At 47.5% G+C, this 21447-nt stretch carries 11 protein-coding genes; 6 read left to right on the forward strand and 5 right to left on the reverse strand.

Features of this window, described 5'->3' with window-relative positions; translation table 11 throughout:
* Positions 1–538: 538 nt before the first annotated feature.
* Positions 539–2776: a carboxylesterase family protein gene (locus ACSR9A_RS11575; RefSeq protein ID WP_473757382.1), complete on the reverse strand. Its 2238-nt coding sequence runs from the start codon at positions 2774–2776 to the stop codon at positions 539–541.
* A gap of 590 nt (positions 2777–3366) precedes the next feature.
* On the opposite strand from ACSR9A_RS11575, the gene ACSR9A_RS11580 reads away from it, so the two are divergent.
* From ACSR9A_RS11580 to ACSR9A_RS11590, 3 genes are all read left to right on the forward strand, one after another.
* A complete protein-coding gene (locus ACSR9A_RS11580) occupies positions 3367–4365 on the forward strand; it encodes an S-layer homology domain-containing protein (protein WP_473757383.1) in 999 nt (332 codons plus the stop codon).
* 25 nt (positions 4366–4390) lie between these two features.
* Positions 4391–5620 carry an S-layer homology domain-containing protein gene (locus ACSR9A_RS11585; RefSeq protein ID WP_473757384.1) on the forward strand — a complete coding sequence of 410 codons (1230 nt, stop codon included), beginning with the start codon at positions 4391–4393 and terminating at the stop codon, positions 5618–5620.
* A 755-nt stretch (positions 5621–6375) separates the two neighbouring features.
* Positions 6376–12264, forward strand: a complete 5889-nt coding sequence (locus tag ACSR9A_RS11590) for a hypothetical protein (RefSeq protein ID WP_473757385.1) — start codon at positions 6376–6378, stop codon at positions 12262–12264.
* A gap of 98 nt (positions 12265–12362) precedes the next feature.
* On the opposite strand, the gene ACSR9A_RS11595 is transcribed toward ACSR9A_RS11590, so the two are convergent.
* From ACSR9A_RS11595 to ACSR9A_RS11605, 3 genes are all read right to left on the reverse strand, one after another.
* Entirely contained in the window at positions 12363–13007 is a 645-nt protein-coding gene (locus ACSR9A_RS11595; protein WP_473757386.1) for an HAD hydrolase-like protein, read from the reverse strand.
* Between the two features lie 127 nt (positions 13008–13134).
* On the reverse strand, positions 13135–13887 hold the full coding sequence (locus ACSR9A_RS11600; protein WP_473757387.1) for an SDR family NAD(P)-dependent oxidoreductase: 753 nt from the start codon (positions 13885–13887) through the stop codon (positions 13135–13137).
* 40 nt (positions 13888–13927) lie between these two features.
* Positions 13928–14698 carry an SDR family NAD(P)-dependent oxidoreductase gene (locus ACSR9A_RS11605; RefSeq protein WP_341280908.1) on the reverse strand — a complete coding sequence of 257 codons (771 nt, stop codon included), beginning with the start codon at positions 14696–14698 and terminating at the stop codon, positions 13928–13930.
* A gap of 334 nt (positions 14699–15032) precedes the next feature.
* Here ACSR9A_RS11605 and ACSR9A_RS11610 point away from each other — a divergent pair, with 334 nt between their 5' ends.
* Both ACSR9A_RS11610 and ACSR9A_RS11615 read left to right on the forward strand, forming a co-directional pair.
* Complete coding sequence (locus ACSR9A_RS11610; protein ID WP_473757388.1) at positions 15033–15686, forward strand: TetR/AcrR family transcriptional regulator; 654 nt, start codon at positions 15033–15035, stop codon at positions 15684–15686.
* A 308-nt stretch (positions 15687–15994) separates the two neighbouring features.
* Positions 15995–18343: an endo-1,4-beta-xylanase gene (locus ACSR9A_RS11615; protein WP_473757389.1), complete on the forward strand. Its 2349-nt coding sequence runs from the start codon at positions 15995–15997 to the stop codon at positions 18341–18343.
* A 140-nt stretch (positions 18344–18483) separates the two neighbouring features.
* Here the strand turns inward: ACSR9A_RS11615 and ACSR9A_RS11620 are convergent, their stop codons facing one another.
* Complete coding sequence (locus ACSR9A_RS11620) at positions 18484–19449, reverse strand: ABC transporter substrate-binding protein (RefSeq protein WP_473757390.1); 966 nt, start codon at positions 19447–19449, stop codon at positions 18484–18486.
* Between the two features lie 193 nt (positions 19450–19642).
* Here ACSR9A_RS11620 and ACSR9A_RS11625 point away from each other — a divergent pair, with 193 nt between their 5' ends.
* The gene (locus ACSR9A_RS11625) at positions 19643–21400 is read left to right on the forward strand and encodes a helix-turn-helix domain-containing protein (RefSeq protein WP_473757391.1); all 1758 of its coding nucleotides are present in this window, start codon (positions 19643–19645) and stop codon (positions 21398–21400) included.
* Positions 21401–21447: the final 47 nt, after the last annotated feature.

A 21447-nucleotide genomic window follows, 5' to 3' on the forward strand; every position in this document is an offset into this window, starting at 1 on the left:
TGCAATTTTTTAAACGATCATGATTGTGTTTCGATCATGTGGTGGTTTTGCTTACCTTAGATAACATCGATTATTTAAAACAGACCGTCCTCAGTTCGGAAATTTTGCTTTGTATGTAATCTTGGGTTCTTGTGTCTAATAGAACGCCTTCGGAAGGAGGTGGTTTCACAGGATATAAAGTTCAAAGCGATAGCATTGAATTTGAAAATTTAGGCGAGCATCGTTAATTACCATAAGAAAATGAATATTCAGATTCATGGTATATAATCGAGTATGGATGTGGAAAATATATTTTTCTAGGAATATTGCGTCTTATATGCCGAAAATGAGGTCTTGACGCTTGTGAAAAGACGGTTACGCAGCATTATTACAGCACGATTCTGGAAGGCTATGCGTTCAACCTGATTACGACTTATCTGGACGATGAAAACAGCCCGGCAGCGTCCATTCAGGACAACTGCCGGGCTGTTTGCTTTTTATATCGTTGCAAGCATGTCGATGCAAGGCTAAGATGCATGCCTAACGCTGAGAATACCGCTTACCAGAAAAATCTTCCTGCCAATACGCTTTCTTGCAGAAGCTTTAAGGTGTCCGCTGGAAGCTCCTGTTCCATACGGGAAAGCACGTCCGCTTTCTTGTAATATTCATTCGACATATGAATCGTCTGATGCTCATTCGAAGCATCCAGACGCAAAATGCGATTAGCGCCATCCTTAGCCGTCCACGGAGTCCATGCTGGCAGAGAGCTGGCATTTGGATTGCCGGTGTAGAGGAAGTTTTTCCAGTAACCATGAATGGCTGTTGTGAGCTCACTCCGTCCTGGCTCATTTTGCTCCGAGAAGTAGCCGTCAGGGAAATAGGCGGCAATGCCGGCTTTGCGTCCGAGAATGAAATCCATGTCCGCGCCGTGCGTTGCGCCGATCAATTGCTGCAGGCTGCTCGAAATGACACCATCCTGTGTGCCCCAGGCGAAACGGTACGCATAAACGGCTGGCTGACCGGAACGTGCCGTCAGTACCTCGGCTGCACGCTCCGCGTTGAAGCCGGAATACAGCTCGCTACCATATTTGATGGCGGCTGCATATTGCGGCCCCTTCACGGGGTCCTTCAGCAGACTGCCGTCTGCGAAGCCAGCGGCGAAGGCGGGATCACTCAAAGCGAAAGCGGAAAACTCCGTCGCTGTGCTGCCCAAAATCATCGGAAGCTGCGCATATTTGCCGCTCTTTAATACGTCAAAGCCTTCCGCTGGCAGCACCGTGCCATCGCTGAATAAATGCGGGAACGGCGCCATGCGGATGGCCGTTCCACCGAACTGCTGCACGAGATCCGCAGCAGGCTGCTTGCGCAAATATGCCGCGAGCTGCTCGGCTGTTTGGCCAGCTACCCACTTGGCAGCCGCCGCTTCATCGGCGGCTGTGCCATCCGCAGCGGCCAGCTTCGCCAGCACGCTATTCACCTTGGCGTCGCCGTCCGCCGTAGGCGCGGTCGTCATGCCGCCGCTGAGCACAATGGCTTTCTGAAACAGCCCTTGGCTCAGTGGAGAGATGACGGCCGCCATGACATCGCGGCCGCCGGCCGATTGGCCGGAAAGCGTCACATTGGCAGCGTCTCCGCCGAATCCGCCAATGTTGCCTTGTACCCATTTCAGCGCCTGGAAAATATCCAGCAGGCCGTAGTTGCCCGAATCCTGAACCGCATCGCCTGTTGCTAGTGAAGGGTGATGGAAGAAGCCGAGCGCACCGAGGCGATAGTTGATCGATACGACGATGCTGTTCGTCGCTTCGGCAAGCAGGTCGCCTTTGAAATCTTTGCCGGAGCCGGTCATATTGCCGCCACCATGCGCGAAGACGAGAACGGGCAGGCTTGTGCTGCTGTCAGCCGGCCGCCAAATGTTCAAATACAGGCAGTCTTCGCTGCCTGCCGCCTTGCCAGCTGCGAGCTGGGTACAATTCGCAGCGAAAGCGGTCGTCTCGAGCGTGCTTGTCCATTCTGCTGGCGCTTGCGGCGCTTTCCAGCGAAGCTCGCCGACCGGCGCCTTCGCATAAGGCACGCCGAGCCAGCTGAGCGTGCTGCTCGCTTCATCCTTGGCACCTTTAATTGCGCCATAGGCGGTCTGCTGTGTCACATCGGCAGTGAAAGGGGCTTGTGCCGCTTGTTTTTTTATAAGAGCTGCCAGCGTTTCGCCGCTGCTTTTATGCGTTGTTTTCAGCGCTTGCGCCGTTGCGGATGCAAGCTGGTGATTGGTCAGCTTGCCGCCTTTTTTCAATGCGGCGAGCCCTTGCTTGGCTGCAAACGCCAGCACATCGGCTTCTTTATAGTCAACGCCAGCTTCATAGCCAAGCGCCTTCAGCAGCACTCGGGCATATTCCTGCGCCGTGACAGCCTGCTGCGGGGCGAAAAGGCCATCCTTATCTGCCAGCCATCCGAGATGCGGATGGGCTTTCAAATAGTTCACCAGCGGCTGAAGTACTTTGCCTGCTTTCGCCGCATCAGGGAAGGAATTGCTTCCCGAATAGCTAAGTGCTTCTTTCTCTAAGCCTTTCAAACGAAGAAACAGCGTCGCTGCTTGTGCGCGGGTCGCCTGCTTGCTCCAATATTTTTCGCTGAGTGCTTTGCCATTGCCTTTAATGATGCCTTGATCCATTAGTGACTGAATTTCGGTGGATACAGCTGCTGCGGCGGGTACCGCTGTGCTTGCGTAGCTGTAAAGCGGCATGCTTCCGAATAAAACGGCGAGCAGCAAAGCAACGACGCTCAATTGTCTGACCTTCCCCATTTGTACAATCATCCTCTCTGTTGTCATTTACCGTCATACCGTCATACCTGATCGTTTGTTCTATGATGCCCGGTATTTTGTCACAGCCCTCCTTTATGATGCCTTTTCATTATAAGAAGTCAGTTCCGATGCAACTACGACGATAACGACATCTAACATGTTCAAATCCGACTTTTTGTAATCGCTTTCATTTTAAAGTTTGGGTTGTGAAATATATTAATCTAACACTCAATAGGCGGTGAGAGATATCTTATGGCATATACGATTAATGAGATTATGAAAAAACGGGCATAGTAGCGAGTTGTTTAAAATGAGCGATGAGCGTGAAGTGGATCGTATATCGACTGTTGATCATAGAAAATTAGATATACATGGGGTAATTCGGCGGATTTAGGATAATGATGAAGGGTATTATGAGTTATTGTGACAAAATAAGCTAAAAAATGGATTGACAATATTTTATAAAATAGGGTAAAGTATAAAATAATTATGAAGCGAAGCACGCTTAAATCCTCCCGGGTTTTTTGCGTGCTTTTTTGCGCTTTATGGGGGGATGGGCTGTGCCATTATACCTATGAAGGAGTCCCCGCATGAAGAAAAATCAATTTATGTTAACGGTCGTTGTGGCGCTTGCCTTTAATCCGGTTTTGCATGCCCAGGCGGCAGAAGCGAGGCAGCGGCTAAACGATATGGAGGGCCATTGGGCGCGTATTCCTGTGGAGCAGGCAGTAAAGTCTGGTTATGCGAGCGGCTATGCGGACGGTACATTTCGACCGAATAAGCCAGCTACACGAGCAGAGCTGCTTGCCGTAGTTATAAAAGCTCAGCAGCTTGAGGTGACCAATATAGATACGCCTTTCGTGGATGACAGAGGATGGTTTCGCCCTTATATGGCAGTTGGGTTGAAGCTGAGCTTATTAAAAATGACGGAATATGATTCAGGAAAGTTTAGGCCGAATCAAGCGATTACGCGCGGAGAAGCGGCGAGGCTCTTCGTTCGGGCGGCGGGTGAGGACAGGGCAGGACGTGCTAAAGGTTATGTCTATATGTCCAAGCAGCTTGGCCTGATGAAGGGTGATGCTGCCGGCAGGATCGGGATGGACCGCAAGCTGACGCGTGCGGAAGCGATTGTGGTCATTAATCGATTGCTGAATTGGCAGTCAGCGCAGGCTCGTGTTGCGGGCTTGACGGAACAGCCAACTTACGTAACGACTGGGGAGCTGAAGCAGTTGGTTGTGTCACTCGAAAGCTTTTCGGGCGATGTGATGGTTAGTGGGCAAACGGTGCTGCTTAATCATGAAGGCAACGGAAAACCCGCCGATTACAAAATAACGTTGGAATATGACAGCAGGAAAAAAGCAACGACAATATGGCTATATGCGAAGCCCATTGTACATAAACAGTTGTTAATAGAGCTATTGGCCCGTTATGTGGGGGAATCTGCGGATGCGGCTTATGGGGATGTGGTTAAGCTGGATGCTGGAAAAGCGTTGGAGGCTAGACTGCTGAAAACCTACAACGGAAAGAAAATCATAATGGACAAAAGCGAGGCCGGCAAGAGCTTGGCCATTATTATTTATTCAAACTAATCTAATTGGAAGAAGGCTGAATAAGATGGGGAAAATGGGATCGCAATGGTGGAAGGGCTCTATTGTATTGCTAGTGTTGGTGGCGGTAATGTCTACGTTGTCGTTAACGTCGGTAGATTCTAAAATGGCTCAAGCGGCTGCTCCTGTGTTTAAAGATATCTCAGGACATTGGGCGAAGGAATCGATTGAAGCTGCGGTGAAGGCGGGTATTTTGAACGGGTATCCGGATCAAACGTTTAAGCCGCAAAATCCGATTACGCGTGCGGAGCTGCTAAAGGTCATTGCACTGACGACGAAGGTAGAGGCTGCGGCTGCTCCTGCGGGCAAGCCATGGTATACAGGCTATCAGAGGGCGCTGACTGATGCGAAAATCTATGCTGCTGGCGATTTCACGGGTGATCTGGGCAAGGCGGTAACGCGCGTGGAAATGGCTAAGCTCGCCATACGCGGAGCAAATACTGAGTACCGCGGCGCAAAGCTGACGGCGGATGAGCTGATGTTCCGCGCCGTGAACGCAGGCTTGCTGTCCCGCACAGGTGCCAAGGCGGAAACGATTGACCCAGATGGGACCACTACTCGGGCACAAGCAGCCGTTATCGTCACACGCCTGCTGAAACTCGCGGGTGGCGGGAAGCTGTCGGTGGATCAGGGGGCTTCAACAGCGGCGGAAGTCAAGTGGCATAGACATAATATGATTACTATGTTCGGGCAAGATGACCTAGTTAAATTTCCGCATAGAGTAAATATTGATAAAACGTATGATGTGATAATTGATCAATTGCTGGTTCTTGATCCGTCAGATAAAGAAGGGTATTATGCTGAGTATTTAAAAGGAGCAGAATTTATTCTCAATAGCAATACAGCTAAAGAAAATGCTGGATATGTCTTTGCTTATAAACTCACAGGTAAAAATTTAATCGTTGACTCTTCTAAATGGCAGTTGGTGCAATCCTCGTTTTATATGTACACCGAAGGTAACGGTGGCAGCGTTTATTTAGACAGAAAATATATTTATGATGACGGTTCTTTGAAAGATCGTCATGGCCTATACCTAAACAAAACTGCTTTAAGGTTTGAAAAAAAGGATGCTAGTGGACATAATTACAGACTTGATTTCATCAGCAAAAAATTTATTAATGAACAGATTGAAAAATATGGAGCACTACCAATTCATTTAGAACGCTACGGTTCGCAAATGAATAAAAACTCACAATTTTACTTGACTGAGGTGAAGGACATATGGTACGGAAAATAAACTGGAAGTCTACAATTGTAATACTACTGATTTTCGCAATTGTTTTGTCCGGATTCTCTTTTCAACCTTCTACTATTTCTGCAGCGACTACAATATCAAAAACGATTCAAATCCCATTCTCTGCGGCAGAAAAATTCAGCTCATCTGCAATGGTGAAAGAATTACAAATTAATCTGAGTTCTGCGATCCCGAACGGATATCAAATCAAGAACTATGAGATATGGAAACAAGCAACAACTTCAGGGAATAGTATAGTTCTTGCGAACAAAGGAAAAATGGGAGCAGGCACGCCTACGAATGGTAAAATAACAATTCCTGAATTCCCGGGCGCGCTTATAGAAGTGGAAAATAAAGGTTATACATCACGCATGTATTTCGCTCTCAACAGAACTATAAACGGAAAGCAATGGTATTTCTCAGCGAATAACAATGTTGAATACTTCGTATCTCCTCCAGCAGACTCGGATTGCTGGGTCAACGGTATTGCTGAATGCCCTGGTAAGATGAGAAAAGATATTTATGGAAATAGCCTCCCCGTAAAAGTTGCAATTGACAGTGCGGGCTGGGTATTAGCTATAAGTGATGGATTTTCTGGTCCGTCCACCTATATTTATAAAGAAACTAGTGAGAACGTTGGATTTAGTAAGTTAAAATCTAACTCAGTTGATTTAGTCAGAGCAGATCCAGTAGATAATAGTAAATTTGTTAAAGTGTTAAAAACAGGAAAGGAAAGTGGAACAGCAAATAGAGGTTATTTGGAAATAGCAACTCTTGCTGAAATCGATAATCAATTGCTAAACACCACAGCAACAAGAACGGGTTATGCAAAAAGTGCTGCTTATACCCTTGATACTTACACAAACTGGAAAGCTAACACCTACTTATATTCTGGTGAAGTTCGACTTACACTCGAGCCAATCCCTCCAATAGACCAGCCCTACCTCGACTGCACCTGCAAAGCTGATCCATCAACCGTTAGCTTCGCAGACAGAGATGTTACGGTAAACTCAACAATTACAGCAAACCTAAAGCAGCGAGGCTCGCTCAAAATAAAAAACTGGAAAGTATTCGCCCGCCTTGAAGATGGAACCCAATATCAAACGCAGACCATTGCTCAGGTTTTGGATACGATCAGTTATAAATTTGCATTTACAATACCGAAAGCCCAGTTGGCTGGCCGAGACAGCTATACCGAGACATTCGTCATGCGAGCAATAGTCACGTTCACGGATGGAACGACAGCGGAGCAGGCCATTGAATGCACGAGTACCATTACCAAGCCGGGAACGACTACGCCAACTGCTACAGCTACTAATGGAGTAACCGAGCCGACACCAGCACCAAGACCGATACTCGAAGTAAATGCCAACTGGAGTCCAACCTCTATTTTCACCGGCGACCAGGCAACTTTATCGGCGACAGCCCGAGGTTATACCGATTATTCATGGGAATTAACTGAAAATTTAGACAATTTTAATTTTGATCAAAGAGATTTCTCTCATCCCGTGGTCACATTTAATGAACCGGGCGTTTATAAGGCTACGCTGAATGTATCTAACGATTTTGAAAGCCAATCAGATACGGCGCTGCTTTATGTCAATGATCCAAAACCGGTTGCCATCATTTCTGGTGTGACGCGTTGGATTCAGGGCAGACCGTTCCCGCAGCTTCATCATCTGAATAACTCCTTTACACCGTTGTCGGAGCGGGGAGTGACTATTGATTTCAACAAGTCGGAAATTCGCTATAAGAAAAATGATAGTGGTTCCTATACGCTTGGTGTATGGCCTGCTAAAGCACCGGATCAGCTTGGAGCCTATACCCTTCAGGGAAAGGTTCATGATTCTCAAGGAAGAGAGAGTGAATGGGCAGCCTATCCATTGGAGGTTGTACCTGATCAGCCGCCAGTAGTGGAGCTTTCCGCTTCCGAACAAGGCGTGCGTCATAACGAAAATATGATTTATATTGATGCGAGCAGCCTAGATGGCGACAAGCTGGAGCGTCTTATGCTGGAAGAACGATACGATGCTGACAATGACGGCAATTTTAACGAGGAATCCTGGCGCACGTTATATAGCGGTACGTACAAGGACACGTACAGCGTAAAATATACGACAGTCGGCAAGCGCCAATACCGTGCAACGGTTACGGAGGATTATGGCTTGTTGGCGCAGTCTGCTATTGTGGAAACGGACATTATTAATCGTGCGCCAAGTGTTGATTTTACAGCGATTGGCCTGACCCAGCAGCCGGATCAGGGGGAGAGCAGCGGTCCGCCAGTCACCTTCTACTCTCCGGATTCGATTTTGCGCTCATGGGTCAATAAGACACCATATGAAGGGGGGACGACGAATAAGGCAAGCTGGAAATCAAATGGAGTTAATCTAACGACTCGCAATGCTCTATGGGCAGATTTTAATGGAAGCTATAATTTAGCGGAAAATGTGAAGCCGCTGCCGGCATGGGAGGGCAGTATCGGCCAAATTTATGCTGGCTACAAAACGACGGTGATGACCGAAGCGGGCTATTATTGGGTTTACAGCTACAAACCGCCAGAGTCTAAAAACTGGGCGTTTGCCATCCGTGATATATGGACAGGCCAGATTGAACATACGTATGTGCATCCCGGAATCACTTTCAAAGGGGTATTTTATCAATATCATCCGAGCCAGATGAAACAGGCTTATTTTCTGGAAGAAGGGATCGTAAATGCTTCAGGGGACACGCTGCGTTTATATAACATCGAGACCGGTCAGCTGTTGGAAGAATATCCGAATATTGCGCCGCCAGCTGCGGGAGGAGCAGGAGGAAGCAGCTATTGGGACGACCCGAGCAATAAGGTCATTGGCACAGCTTTTTCACCAGATCGGCAGTTTCTGTATGTCGCGTATCGGGAAAGCAATGGAGGACGAACGTTTGATGTTCGGCAAAAGCTTTATGTTGCTAAATATTCTGTAGCGCAAAAAACACTCTATTGGACAAAGCTTGTGCATGCCGGAATAGATATGTGGAATGTTTATCAGATTGGCAGTGTAGATGTGGATGCAAGTGGAAATTTGTTATTGGCTGCGAACATGCGAAGAGGTACGGAGGATAACTGGACGGCATTATTTTATGCTGTAAATCCGAGTGGTCAATTAATAGCAAATCATGTAACTGGCAATGGCATGCTTTCAGCAATTACGATGTCGACTGACCGGACGAAAAGCTATGCGACCTCCATGCGCTTCGAGCTTGGTAATCATGGCTACTCCCAGGTGAGCGGTGTTCTGTCTTACCATACTTCAACAAATAGCTTTACGAGGCCGGAGAAGAACAGCGGCACGATTGATGATTTGAAATTCCCTAATGAGCTCGCAAAAACAGCGGTTAATAAGCCGGGAATGATGGCGACTCCGTATGGATTTTTGATTATGCCAGATGGCTCCATAACGAGAAACGATGATAGAAACCCTTACAGGATGCTGGATCAGTTTTCGGCAGCTAATGTTAAAAGCCCCACCCCAAACGATCCAGTGATGACGCAAATTTTATGGCCTAAAACAGGCTTGATCGGCCCATTTTCACAGCCTTCGGGTGAATTTTGGGCAATGGCAGCTGGTGTGAAGCTCTTTAATAAAATCACTTATCAGACATCGGGTGGCCAGCAAGTTTGGGCAAGCTCAGCATTTCAAAAATTACAGCATTGGGCAGGTGTATTGAGCATTAATCAAACGCCGTATTTAGGTGCGGAAACTTTTGAGAACAAAGCCTTATTCGTGACGGATGCGATGAAATATTCAGATGGAAATGGCTATGACGGAGTTGCCTTTAGCGGCGCCTCGAACGTTCTCCCTAATGGCTCTGTTCTAGGCTTTGGAACAGATACAACCTATACGGGACCGTATTCAAGCTCGATTACAAGCAAAAAAGTAGTTATTCCTTTCAAAGGTGAATCAACGGGAGATTTGCCGCGGCTGCTTAACGATACTACGGTTGAAATGGATAGCGAGGCATGGGGCGGACTGCTTTACGATCCAAATAGCGTGATGCGCAATCAGGTGCTTGAATTTGATTTATCCATCAATCATTTATCGAATGAAAAACCGGTAGGAGCGGCCATTCAAATTCAAGATGAAAAAAATATGTATGCGGTGGAGTGGACGGGCAGTACACTGACGCTTTACAAAGTGAAGAGCGGAATCAAGACTGTTATGGGTCAGGTCGCGATGCCGAGGAGTGCGACTATCCCTTATGCCTTCAAGCTGGAATCGCTCGCGGGTGTGCACCGCGTTTCTATTAATGGGGTTAATAAGCTGGAAGCGACGGATGCTACGTACCAAAAGGGCTCAGCAGGCTTGATGTCGCTTGGGCAGCAGCAGGCTTCATTTAGCCAAGTGAAGCGCATCAATTATGGCGATTCCATTCCAGAGGAAACCTATGAGGCAGTGCTTGTAGGAGAACAGATTTTATACAATAAGCTGTTTAGTGATCCCGAGACAGATGCTAGATTAGCGGAAAAATGGAGCTACGCGCATAATCCAAGTTATTTTGCCAATACGCTCGGCCTTAGCCAATATAATGGGAGAGCTTTCGGCGCGGCGCTAACTTCACTCGACAAGCCCGGTCTGTATGCCATCACTTATACGGCACAGGATAATCCCGGTTTGGCTGATTACCGTTTGTTCTCGGAGCCTGCCACTAAATCGCTTTACGTGCACCGCAGGCCGATTGCGCAGCCGGATATTTGGTTTACTGGCACCATTTACGCTGGAGGGGAAGCGCTGGATTATTTGACGCACGATACGTCCTATGACCCGGATGTTCCCGGTTATTTGGCGGATCGCTTGTTTCGAACGCGCTGGTCGGACGAGAGCGCTTGGACAACAGGGAAAAGATTGCTTTACAGCCGCCCTGGCGTCGAGCTGATCGTTCAGGAGCAGGTGAAGGACATGCATGGGGCATGGAGTTTCTGGTCGGAGACGAGAGTTTATAAGGAGGCGCTGCCTCCCGTTAATCAGTCCAGACCGGAAATGGTTTTGACTTATCCTAGCGGCTCATCTTCCGCTCCAACGGTAGTCCTGAACGATCCAAATCTGAAGTGGATATACCGGGATAAAGAAAATGATCCGCAGGAACAGTTTTATTTGAAACTAACGTATGTGGATAATGGCCAAACGGCGCTGGAGGTAGAATACCCGGGCGATGATGCGAGCTTCCAGCTTGAAGCGGGTACGATAGATATTGGACGCAAGGTGAAGGTGCAGGGGCGCGTATTCAGTCGTGGAGTGTGGTCAGATGATAGCAATGCCGTATACTTTATCATCGATTCGCCGCCCACAACCTACTTACTGAGCTACAACGGAGCAGCAGCATCAGAACCAATTTATACGAACAACAATCGTCCGGTCTTGCGTGTATTTACCGTTGATCCTGAAAATGATCCTATCACAGCAATTGATTACGAGGTATTTTTCCATGCTGCCGATCGCAAAGTGCTGGATACTAATATGGCGAATGCTGCGACCAGTCATGTACCAACACTTCCTTTGCAGGAAGGCTTGCATTATTGGAAGGCAAGAGCCTATGACAGTTATGTATGGGGTCCATACAGCAGCAATGGCTATTTCTTTGTGGATACGGTGCAGCCGGATGATGTGGAGGAGCAGCTTGAAATTAAACCGACCTCGGTAACGGTTAATTTTAATGCTTTTAGCGATGCGATCCCATCCTCAGGCCATGCGGCTCGAGTCTTTTATATGCAAAAGGTTAATATGGATGGCAGTGTGACAACGATTGACTTGAATGGCGATGGTTCAGCCGAATACAATATGGCTCTGCCGGCGGCTGCCCTATCGCATCAAATAGCGGGATTAATTCCCGGACAAACCTATCGATTGACGGTTATAGATACGGATGTAGCGGGCAATCCAGGGAAATATGCGTATATTTATTTTGTGACGAATCGTCCGCCAACGGTTAATGTAGACTGGTCTCCGAAACCGATTTTTGAAGGGGACATGGTAACATTCGAGGCGAATGCAGCTGATCCCGACAAAGATACGCTAGCTCTAAAGATGGAGCTTAAGTCGCCTTCTGGGCAAAAATATGCGTACGAGTATACCATTTCCTATCCTTACGCCAAGACAGGGCCGAGGCTCAAAATGGAGCAGACTGGCGCATGGCAGCTTAGCGTTACTGTAGATGATGGTCTAGCCGAACCAGTAACGATTTCCAAAACCGTACAAGTACAGCCGCTGAAAGTGGCGGGAATGGTCAATCATACGGACGATTGGAACAGCATTCGTAAATCCTATAACAAAAAGCAGAGCGGGGATGAAGAAGCTCCACGTGCGTATAGCGTATTTTGGGCAGGAGAAAAGTTCATTTTGGTAGCGAATGCGACAGAAACGGGGACGGATACGAAGCCGGAGCGCGTAGAGGTTGCCATGAATAGCTTTAGGACAAAGCTGGAGGTGAAAAATACGGCGGGCACATTATGGGCTGGCGAGCTATGGGATGCCTCCTTCGAAAAGCTTAACAAAGGAACATTAAGCTTCACCTTTACAGCTTATTATAATAACGGAGCGGTAAAGCAGGATGTCGTCCAGGTATCGATTGACGGCACAGTTAATGAGGTTCTGGGCGTTCATCGCGTGCGATAGAGCCTGTTTATATAGTAAACAGTAAAACTGATGTCGGTACTCGGCTGGCGTCAGTTTTACTGTTATTCGAGGCTGATATGTTTTTGCCATATGTGAGGTTAAGAAGAGGTGGATTCTATCAGACGCAAAAGCTCATTTGGCTGGTCAATCAAATAACTAGGCTTGCCGGATACCAGCAGTTCCTTAGGATCGAGTCCCCAGGTGACTCCGACTACCTTAATTCCGCATTTATGGGAGGCTACGATATCCCGCAGCTCATCGCCGACGTAGATTACATCCTCCGGTCGAAGCTGGTTTTCTTTCAAATAGCTTTGAATGGTCTTATGCTTGCCAAACAGACTGTTGGAGCTGCGAATGTCATGAAGGGCGTGAATGCCGTGGGGCTGCAGAAAGTCGGCGACGTTGTTTGCAGCGTTGGATGTAATAACGGATAGCTTTATGCCGCTTTGCAGCAAATGGCTCAATACCTCTTGCATCCCACTGCAAAATGGAATGGAAGCAACATGCTCATTGTATTTCCGTTTGAACTCTATGCTGATTTTGCGAAACAGCATAAACCGATAAAAGGGGACGTCAAGCGCCTTGAATCGCTCCTGCAAAGTAAGCTTGCTCAGCTTTTTATATTCCTCTTCCGTTACAGGCTTAAAACGATATTGCGCCGCCATTTCATTATAGATGGTCAAAATAGCGGCAGCAGAGTCGGCAATCGTACCGTCAAAATCAAATATAATATGCTTGTACATACCAGCATCAGCTCCCTTGTTATGCCTATTTATACTATAAAGAGGCGACGATAACAACAAGTGTGGTTGACTGTAAAAAAAGAGCAGCAACTGCGGGCAATCCGCAGCTGCTGCTTGCTAGTATGAATTAAGAGCGTTTAAAGATAAGGAAGCCATCTTCAACAGGAATCGTCTGTCCATTGATAGCCGAGGCCTCTTCTGAGAAAAGGAAGGATACAACATCAGCAATCTGCTCCGGCTGAATGAGCTTTTTGCTCAGATGCTGCTCAGCAAGGAAGGTTTTGAAATCATCGCCGTCCTTGATGATCGGTGTATCAATAAAGCCCGGTGCTACTGCCGTTACGCGAATGCCGTCCTCAGCAAGCTCCAGTGCTGCCGATTTTGTCATCATGATGACCGCAGCCTTTGCAGCCTGATAAGCAAAGCTGCCTTTAGCAGCCATGTAACCGAAGATGGAAGCGGTATTGACAATAATACCTTTAACACCAAGCTCCTTCATTTTCTTGGAAGCATAGTAGATGCCGAGATATACGCCAAATTGGTCCACGGAAATAACATGGTTGAAATATTCCGGTGTGTGATCCTCAAAGGAGCGAATATCGCCTACACCAGCATTATTGAAAATACCGTCAAGCGTCCCATGTGTTTCGACTGCTATGTCGATCATGTTTTTAACATCTTCGACACTGGAAACGTCGGCGCGGATCGCGGAAGCTTGTCCGCCAGCCTGTTTAATTAATTCCGCTGTTTCTTTAGCAGTAGCTTCATTGTAGTCGGAAGATACGACAATAGCGCCTTCGGCAGCAAGCTTTAAGGCAGTCGCACGTCCAATGCCGCTTCCCGCACCTGTAATAATGATGACTTTGTTTTCAAGCTTCATAGTGGATAGTCTCCTTTTTGGTAAGTTATTTTTCTAGTTATTATTGTCCGACCATACCGCCATCGACCGTATAAAGCGATGCTGTAACGAATGATGCTTCATCCGACAGGAGGAAGTTCATTACCGCTGCCACTTCTTCCGGCTCGCCGTAACGACCCATAGGTGTTGCTGCTTCATTGGCTTTTTTGAAGGCCTCCGGATTGCCGAAGTTTTCTTCAATTTGACGCATCATGCGCGTATTGATTGTGCCTGGAAGAACGGCGTTGACACGAATGCCAAGCGGAGCAAGCTCATTAGCTGTAACGCGAGTTAAACCGATTACGGCATGCTTGGACATGATGTATGGGGACATGCCTGGTGCGCCCATAAGGCCTGCCAGCGAGGAAGTGTTCAAAATCGCGCCGGATTTTTGTTTTTTCATCACAGGAACGACATAGTGAAGGCCGAGAAATACGCCGCGAACGTTTACGTTATATACAAGGTCGAGTGCTTTCACGCTTTGCTCTTCGATAAGTCCAGATGGGCCTTCGATGCCTGCATTGTTGGCGAAATAATCGATTGTGCCGAATTTTTCAACGGCTTTATTGACGTAGTTTTCAACATCCTCTTCTTTGGAGACGTCTGCTGCTACGATTAGGGAGTTGGAATCGTCAAGGCCAAGCTCAGCAACGACCTGCTGCAAGGCTTCAAGCTTCAAGTCTACCAGGACCAAATTAACTTTACGCTCTACAAAACGGCGGGCAAGCTCTTTTCCAATGCCGCCAGCGGCGCCTGTAATGACTGCGGTTTTCGTTGTTGTTGTAGTAACCATGTTTTATCGCATCCTTATCGTATAATTTAGTCGAGCGTTATATTGAATGAATAAGTTGTATGTCTGCCATTACAGGTTACACTTCACAATGTTGTCACGACAATAATCAATACTCTCTTCAGTGTCACGTAGGTGACAGGTAAGGAATGTATGTCTACTTTTGGACTGAAATTGAACATATGAAACTCAATTGTTGATTTTGCTTATGATGTTCAAATGTATTCCAACGTATGCGTGTCTTGGATGCTTAATAGGTAGGCAAGATAAGCTGACATTTATTCTGGAATATTGAATGAGGTATAATAGGAACAATATGACCTATAAGCTTTGGAGGATGAGCGCATTGGCAACGGAGGATCAACTGGACCGAAGGACAAGAAGAACGCGTCAAGCGATTAAAGCTGCATTCGTGTCGCTCATATTAGAGCGAGGATATGAGGCTGTGACCATACTTGATGTGGCGAAGCGGGCGGATTACAATCGCGGAACTTTTTATAAGCATTTTGTAGGCAAAGAAGAGCTGCTGCAAGAAATACGAAGCGAATTTCTGCTTGGCTTTGCCGAGACCTTGCTCATCCCTTACGAGGGGATGGATCTGGTAAAAGCAGAAGATATTTATCCTTCGGCGCTGCAGCTGTTTAACCATATTGAGAAAAATAAAGATGAATTTCAAGCGCTGCTCTCTGTAGATCGCAGCTTCGGGTTCGAGCTTTACGACGTGCTTCGGGAGTCGATGAGGCGCGATATGCATATTATTATGGATGAGGGAAGCCCCACTCTAGACTATGAAATTATGCTTAGCTACCAGATGTCAGCTGCAATAGGGGTTATTCTTTATTGGGAAGAGTCGGGCTTTAAATATTCCACGTCCTACATGGCGGATCAGTTAATTGGATTGGTCAATCGCAAAATGGATAAAATCACCTTCAAAAAAAATGTGATTTCTCCATCTCCAACGGTAAGTGTCTATTCCCCTTATAATCAGTGAAGCCTAAGATTGGCTTGCTATCTTCTACAGCTACTGTATAAATTCTAATTACATTTTTTTCAATTAATTGATATTGTAGGCTGGGCTAGGAAGATGTATAATTTTTACATGGGTCGTTCCCAGCTCTATCTATCGGGTATCTTGCTTGCAAAAGGGTAGGCTCTTTCAACCAACATAGGGAGGAGGCGCGTCTAATTAAAAATATAGACAAGGATTTGTCGTTAGCTTCGCTTATGTATGTTGAACGACAGTACTGCGGATTTGTGAGTGGTTACCGTACCCGAATAGAAAAAGGAGTGAATTAAAGAATGAGCAATCGTCAGCTTTATCCATTTATGAAAGCGCTTAAATTTCTGATTGTCCTAAGTTTATTGCTTCCCCTCTATTGGGCAAAGCCTGTGCAAGCGGAGGAAACCGGAAATACCTTGCTCCAGTTGAGCGATTTCGAGGATGGTACGGCGCAGCAATGGGTTGGCCGCGGCGGTGTGGAGGTTCTGGCTGCGAATGCCGCAGCAGCGCGAAGCGGAGCCTACGGCTTGGCTGTAAGTGGACGAACAAGCACTTGGCATGGACCTTCTCTGGATGTGACAAGCCAGCTTGAGGTTGGGCAAACGTATGAGTTTATTGGTTGGGTCAAGCTGCCTGCTGGAGCAGCAAACACCAATATTTCAATGTCTCTTCAGCGCACATTGCCAGCGGGTACCCGCTATGAGAATATTGCATCTGGAGCAGTTACAGCAAGCGGCTGGACGAAGCTGCAGGCTGCATTCAAAATGCTCGAGCCGGCCACACAGGTATCGGTTTATTTTGAGGTATCAGGAAGTGCAACCGCTTCCTTCTACGTCGACGATTTCCGGTTCGAGCGGCAGCCGGATCTCGGACCAATTATTATTGAAGAGGACATACCGTCGCTTCAAGATGCTTTTGCCGGAAAATTTCTGCTTGGCTCGGCTTTTACGAATGATGAGCTTCTGACCGAGCCGGACAAACAGCTTCTGACCAAGCATTTTAACAGCGTAACGCCTGGCAATGTGCTGAAGTGGGATAGCACAGAGCCGCAGGAGAACGTATTTAATTTTACGGAGGCAGATGCTGCTGTAGCTTTCGGTGTGCAAAATGACCAGCAGGTGCGGGGACATACGCTAGTCTGGCATGCGCAAACGCCGGATTGGGTGTTCCGGGATGCGAACGGTAATTTGGTCAGCAAAGCGGTGCTGTATGCACGCATGCAAAATCATATTCAGACGGTAATGGAACGATATGAGGGCAAAATATATGCATGGGATGTAGTGAATGAGGTCATCGATGCATCGCAATCAGATGGCTTGCGCCGCAGCCTGTGGTATCAAATTGCGGGTGAAGAATATATTGAAAAAGCGTTCGAGTTCGCCCATGCGGTAGACCCGACTGTTAAGCTGTTCATTAACGATTACAATACGCATGAACCGGCAAAAAGCCAGGCGCTGTATAATTTAATTACACGTTTGCAGGCTAAGGGCATTCCGGTTGACGGCGTCGGTCACCAGACACATATCAGTCTTTATTACCCGACTCTTGCAGAAATAGAAAGCTCCATCATCAAATTCAAAGCGCTGGGACTGGAAACGCATATTACCGAGCTTGATATTAGCGTCTATTCGGATAATTCACAATCCTATGAGGCATTTTCGGAGGAGCTAAAAACACGCCAAGCCAATTTGTACAAGTCGCTGTTCCAGGTGTTTTTGCGGCATACGGACACCGTTACGAATGTGACCTTATGGGGAAAGGATGATGCGCATACTTGGCTTCGCACCTTCCCGGTAGCCCGCAACAATTGGCCGCTCCTATTCGATGAGCGATTGCAGTCCAAGCCCGCCTATTGGTCGGTGCTGGAAACGGTCGAGGCGCCTGAGGGGCCGCTCGTTCCTGCTGCGCCGTCCGGCTTAACAGCAACAGCTGGCAACGTGCAGGTTCAGCTTGCTTGGAATGCAGTAGCTGGCGCGACCTCGTATACGGTGAAACGGGCTACGACGAGCGGCGGGCCATATACGACGCTGTCTGCTGCTGTAGCTGGTATCGGATATAATGACACAGCCGTTACGAACGGAACGACCTATTATTATATTATTCAAGCGGTCAACAGCGCTGGCACAGGAGCAGCCTCGGCCGAAGCTGCTGCCACACCGAGCGGTACAACCGGACCAGAGCAGCCTTCTGGTTCATTAGCGGTAGCTTACCGGGCAGGGGATACCAATGCTGGGGATAACCAACTGAAGCCGCAGTTTATTATAAAAAATAACGGGACCGCTCCCGTCGCAATGAGCGGACTTACTATTCGCTATTGGTACACGATTGACGGAGAAAAACAGCAAAATTTCTTCAGCGACTATGCCCAAGTAGGCAATAATAATGTGGCGGGCAGCTTCGTCAAGCTGAGCACGCCGCGGACGGGCGCCGATCATTATGTAGAGCTGTCTTTTAGCGCTGGCGCTGGCAGCATTCCGGCGGGCGGAACATCTGGCGAAATTCATACGCGCATTCATAAGAACGATTGGACGAATTTCAGCGAGACGGATGATTATTCCTTTAACCCGCTGCGAATCACTTATGCAGATTATACAAAGGTCACCTTGTATCAAAACGGAAATTTAGTGTGGGGCACGGAGCCTAGTTAAATGAGGAAGGAAGGGCGGAAGGCATATCGATGCCATTTCGCCCTTCCTTATTTAATGATAGATTGAATCAATCAGCTTGTCCGATAAAGGAAGACGATTGATCAGCACATGAATAGGTCTATTAGGGTTTATTCTATGGCCTATTGCAGCTTAGTTTGCTTGGAGGCTAGTTTTTCAGCAATTTCTTCTGCCTGATATATCGTCGTATAGGGATCAGCAGAAAGGTATTTATGAATATCCAGCTCATATACTTGGTTATTTTTCATGGCATCCATCCCCGCCCATATTTCAGGAATATCTTCTTTATCGCTGTTTTCGGACTTCATAAGCAGGAGATAATCGCCTACATATTCCCCAAATAGCTCGGAGCTGATATCCATGCTTTCCTCACCTTTATCAATTAAATCCTGTTTGATTTTTGTAGCAGGGGTGAGGCCAAGCAAGTCGTATACCGCTTTACCGCCGCGGTTTGCACTTTTTCCAACAATGCCAACATTAGTGAGCCAATTAAAATCGGCTATCGTAAAGGTGGCGCCAGCCGGTACGGCCGCCTGTGCTTTTTTGCGCGTTGCTTCTGCTCTTCGGGTAAACTGCTCATTCCATGCTTCAGCTTCCGTCTGGCGATTCAGAATTTCACCCATAGCGGTCACTTCCTCTTCCATGGATGCATATTCGTCAGGAACGAAAACGACAGTCGGAGCGATTTTGGAATAGGAATCATAGGCATCCTTGTTCCACGTAATAATGAGATCAGGCTCAAGCGCTACCATTTTTTCAAGTGAAACCTGATTGTGATTGCCGATATCCGCTGTTTTCTCGAGAGGTTTGCGCATAAACTCGCCATAATCGAGAAGGCTGTGAGGCACTCCGATAGGAGTGACGCCTACAGCAAGCACATGTCCGATATTCCAATCTACAATAATGCGCTCGGGCTGAGCTGGGATTTCGATCTCGCCAATAGATGTGTTTATCTTCCGAGTTGCCGGTGTTTGGGCTGCATCCTCCACCTGTTCAGCAGTCTCCTGATTGGCGCAGCCAGCGAGGAATACAGCAAGTGCTAGCATGGCAAGGCATGCCATTTTGTAAAAAGCGTGTTGTCTAAACATCTCGAACCCTCTTTCTAATTGATAACAATTTTCATTTAAACCTCACTTTAGATGAAATTTTTAGATTGTACAATGACCAATTCGGAACGAGAGCATACCCGTTTCGGAACTTGACTAAAGATTGTATTGAGAATCGTTATCATATATGATGAGGATGCACGCCCGTTTTAATGCTAACGATAGGAGCTTTCTTATGGATATAGAGCAATATGCAGCGCTTTGGGACAATAGGCCAGTCCGGCTATTGGATGTCCGGCGTTATGAATATGAGATTAACCAGGCACCGAGCTCCCAATTATGTCCATCCAACACCTTTTTATTTGTCATGCGCGGCCGAGGAATCATATGGCTGGATCAAGAGATGCATAGGGTTGACACCTGCTATGCCATTCATGGCAGCCAAGGGGCGCATCTAAGCGTCATAGCCGATGAGGCGATAGAGCTTTATTGGGTTGTATATATGTTTGTGGGGTCTTTGCCCGTGGAAGCTGCGGATTTGAATGCCCACTTTGGCATGCAGCTATCCTATCCTTCACCGCTTTTGGCGCATATGGCGCAGCTGCAGAGGCAATGGGAAAACATTGATTATTTGGAGCGTATCCAATCGACTTCCCAATTTTATCAATGGCTGTACGAGCTGCTGAAGCAAATACGGCAGCATCGCGCACTAGCCTCAGGCCTTGACCGAACAACGCAGATCATTGGCTATTTTGCAGAGCATTATAAAGAGCCGCTAACTGTTGAGCACGTAGCAGCTGCATTTAATTGCAGTACCCGTTATATAAATCGGCTGTTCCAAAATCGGCTTCATATGAGCCCAGGACGTGTACTGGCTCAAATTCGCATGGCTCAGGCAACGCGGCTGCTTAGACAAACGGAAGCGACCCTGCAAAATATTGCCGAGCAGGTCGGCTACGCGAATGGTTTCACACTGAGCCGTTATTTTAAAAAGAATTTCGGAATCTCTCCCAAGCATTATAGGGAGCAGCTTAGAAAATACGGGCCAACCTTTGAAATAGGAGCTGGCGAGCTTGATTCAGCTGTGAAGGTATGGCTAGGAGCGAATAGTGAAGAGCCGGTAATTCGGGGAAACAGCAAACCAAGTGCAAGAACGATTGCTACGCCAATGGGTAGCATTCAGGTTCCGGCTATGCCGAGCCGGGTAGTGGTGGATTGGGATATCGGCCACGTTTTGGCGTTAGGGGTTACACCGCTAGGAGCGCCGTATTCTCTTATCGGGGGCAAGAAGTGGTTTGAGCCCTATATGAATGCGGAGGCTGTGAATATCGGCAATCATAACCACATCTCACTGGAAAAGGTTCTGGAATTGGAGCCGGACCTGATTATTACCTGGGATCCCGGCGCATACGCCTCGTATGCCCGCATTGCGCCAACGGTTGTTTATCAAAGCGGAGCGTACCAGACAATAGCGGAGGAAATTCAAGCGATGGGCCATATTTTAAATCGACAAGAGGAAGCGGAAGCATGGCTAAGTGAGTTCGTGCGGCGGACAACTCTAATACGCAATCATGTAAGCAAATATGTTTCCCCTGGGCGTACATTAACAATAGCTGATCCGAATTGGGGCGAGCACGTCGACCTGATAGGAAACAGCAAGGGCCGTGGCGGCATAGCAGCTTATGAGCTGCTGGGATTTAAGCCTGCCGAAAAAGTGCGGCGTGAAATCATAGAACAGGGGCTTGAATATGCCCAAATAGACAGAAGGGAAATTAGCGCGTTTCTTGGCGACTATTTGCTCATACTGAATAGTCCGCATGGCAGCACCGCTACACATTCAATACTGCGGCATGAGCTGGATAAAGTGTCGACCTGTGAAGTGATAAACCTAGAGTGGAGTAAATATTTTTTATCCGATCCCTTGTCATCATTACTGCAGGCGGAAGAAATCGCGCAGCAAATTACGGCAGCGGGTCCCATTCGTATGCGGTAATCAAACCAAAGAGGACGAGGAGGAAGGAGGAAGAAGGAGGAATGAAG

The organism is Paenibacillus sp. R-74696 (genome assembly GCF_055814915.1).

Bases quoted from the DNA above. Each gene is read 5' to 3' on its own strand.
- ACSR9A_RS11575 (WP_473757382.1), bottom strand. From the start codon at position 2,776: ATGGGGAAGGTCAGACAATTGAGCGTCGTTGCTTTGCTGCTCGCCGTT.
- ACSR9A_RS11580 (WP_473757383.1), top strand. From the start codon at position 3,367: ATGAAGAAAAATCAATTTATGTTAACGGTCGTTGTGGCGCTTGCCTTT.
- ACSR9A_RS11585 (WP_473757384.1), top strand. From the start codon at position 4,391: ATGGGGAAAATGGGATCGCAATGGTGGAAGGGCTCTATTGTATTGCTA.
- ACSR9A_RS11595 (WP_473757386.1), bottom strand. From the start codon at position 13,007: ATGTACAAGCATATTATATTTGATTTTGACGGTACGATTGCCGACTCT.
- ACSR9A_RS11600 (WP_473757387.1), bottom strand. From the start codon at position 13,887: ATGAAGCTTGAAAACAAAGTCATCATTATTACAGGTGCGGGAAGCGGC.
- ACSR9A_RS11605 (WP_341280908.1), bottom strand. From the start codon at position 14,698: ATGGTTACTACAACAACAACGAAAACCGCAGTCATTACAGGCGCCGCT.
- ACSR9A_RS11610 (WP_473757388.1), top strand. From the start codon at position 15,033: ATGAGCGCATTGGCAACGGAGGATCAACTGGACCGAAGGACAAGAAGA.
- ACSR9A_RS11615 (WP_473757389.1), top strand. From the start codon at position 15,995: ATGAGCAATCGTCAGCTTTATCCATTTATGAAAGCGCTTAAATTTCTG.
- ACSR9A_RS11620 (WP_473757390.1), bottom strand. From the start codon at position 19,449: ATGTTTAGACAACACGCTTTTTACAAAATGGCATGCCTTGCCATGCTA.
- ACSR9A_RS11625 (WP_473757391.1), top strand. From the start codon at position 19,643: ATGGATATAGAGCAATATGCAGCGCTTTGGGACAATAGGCCAGTCCGG.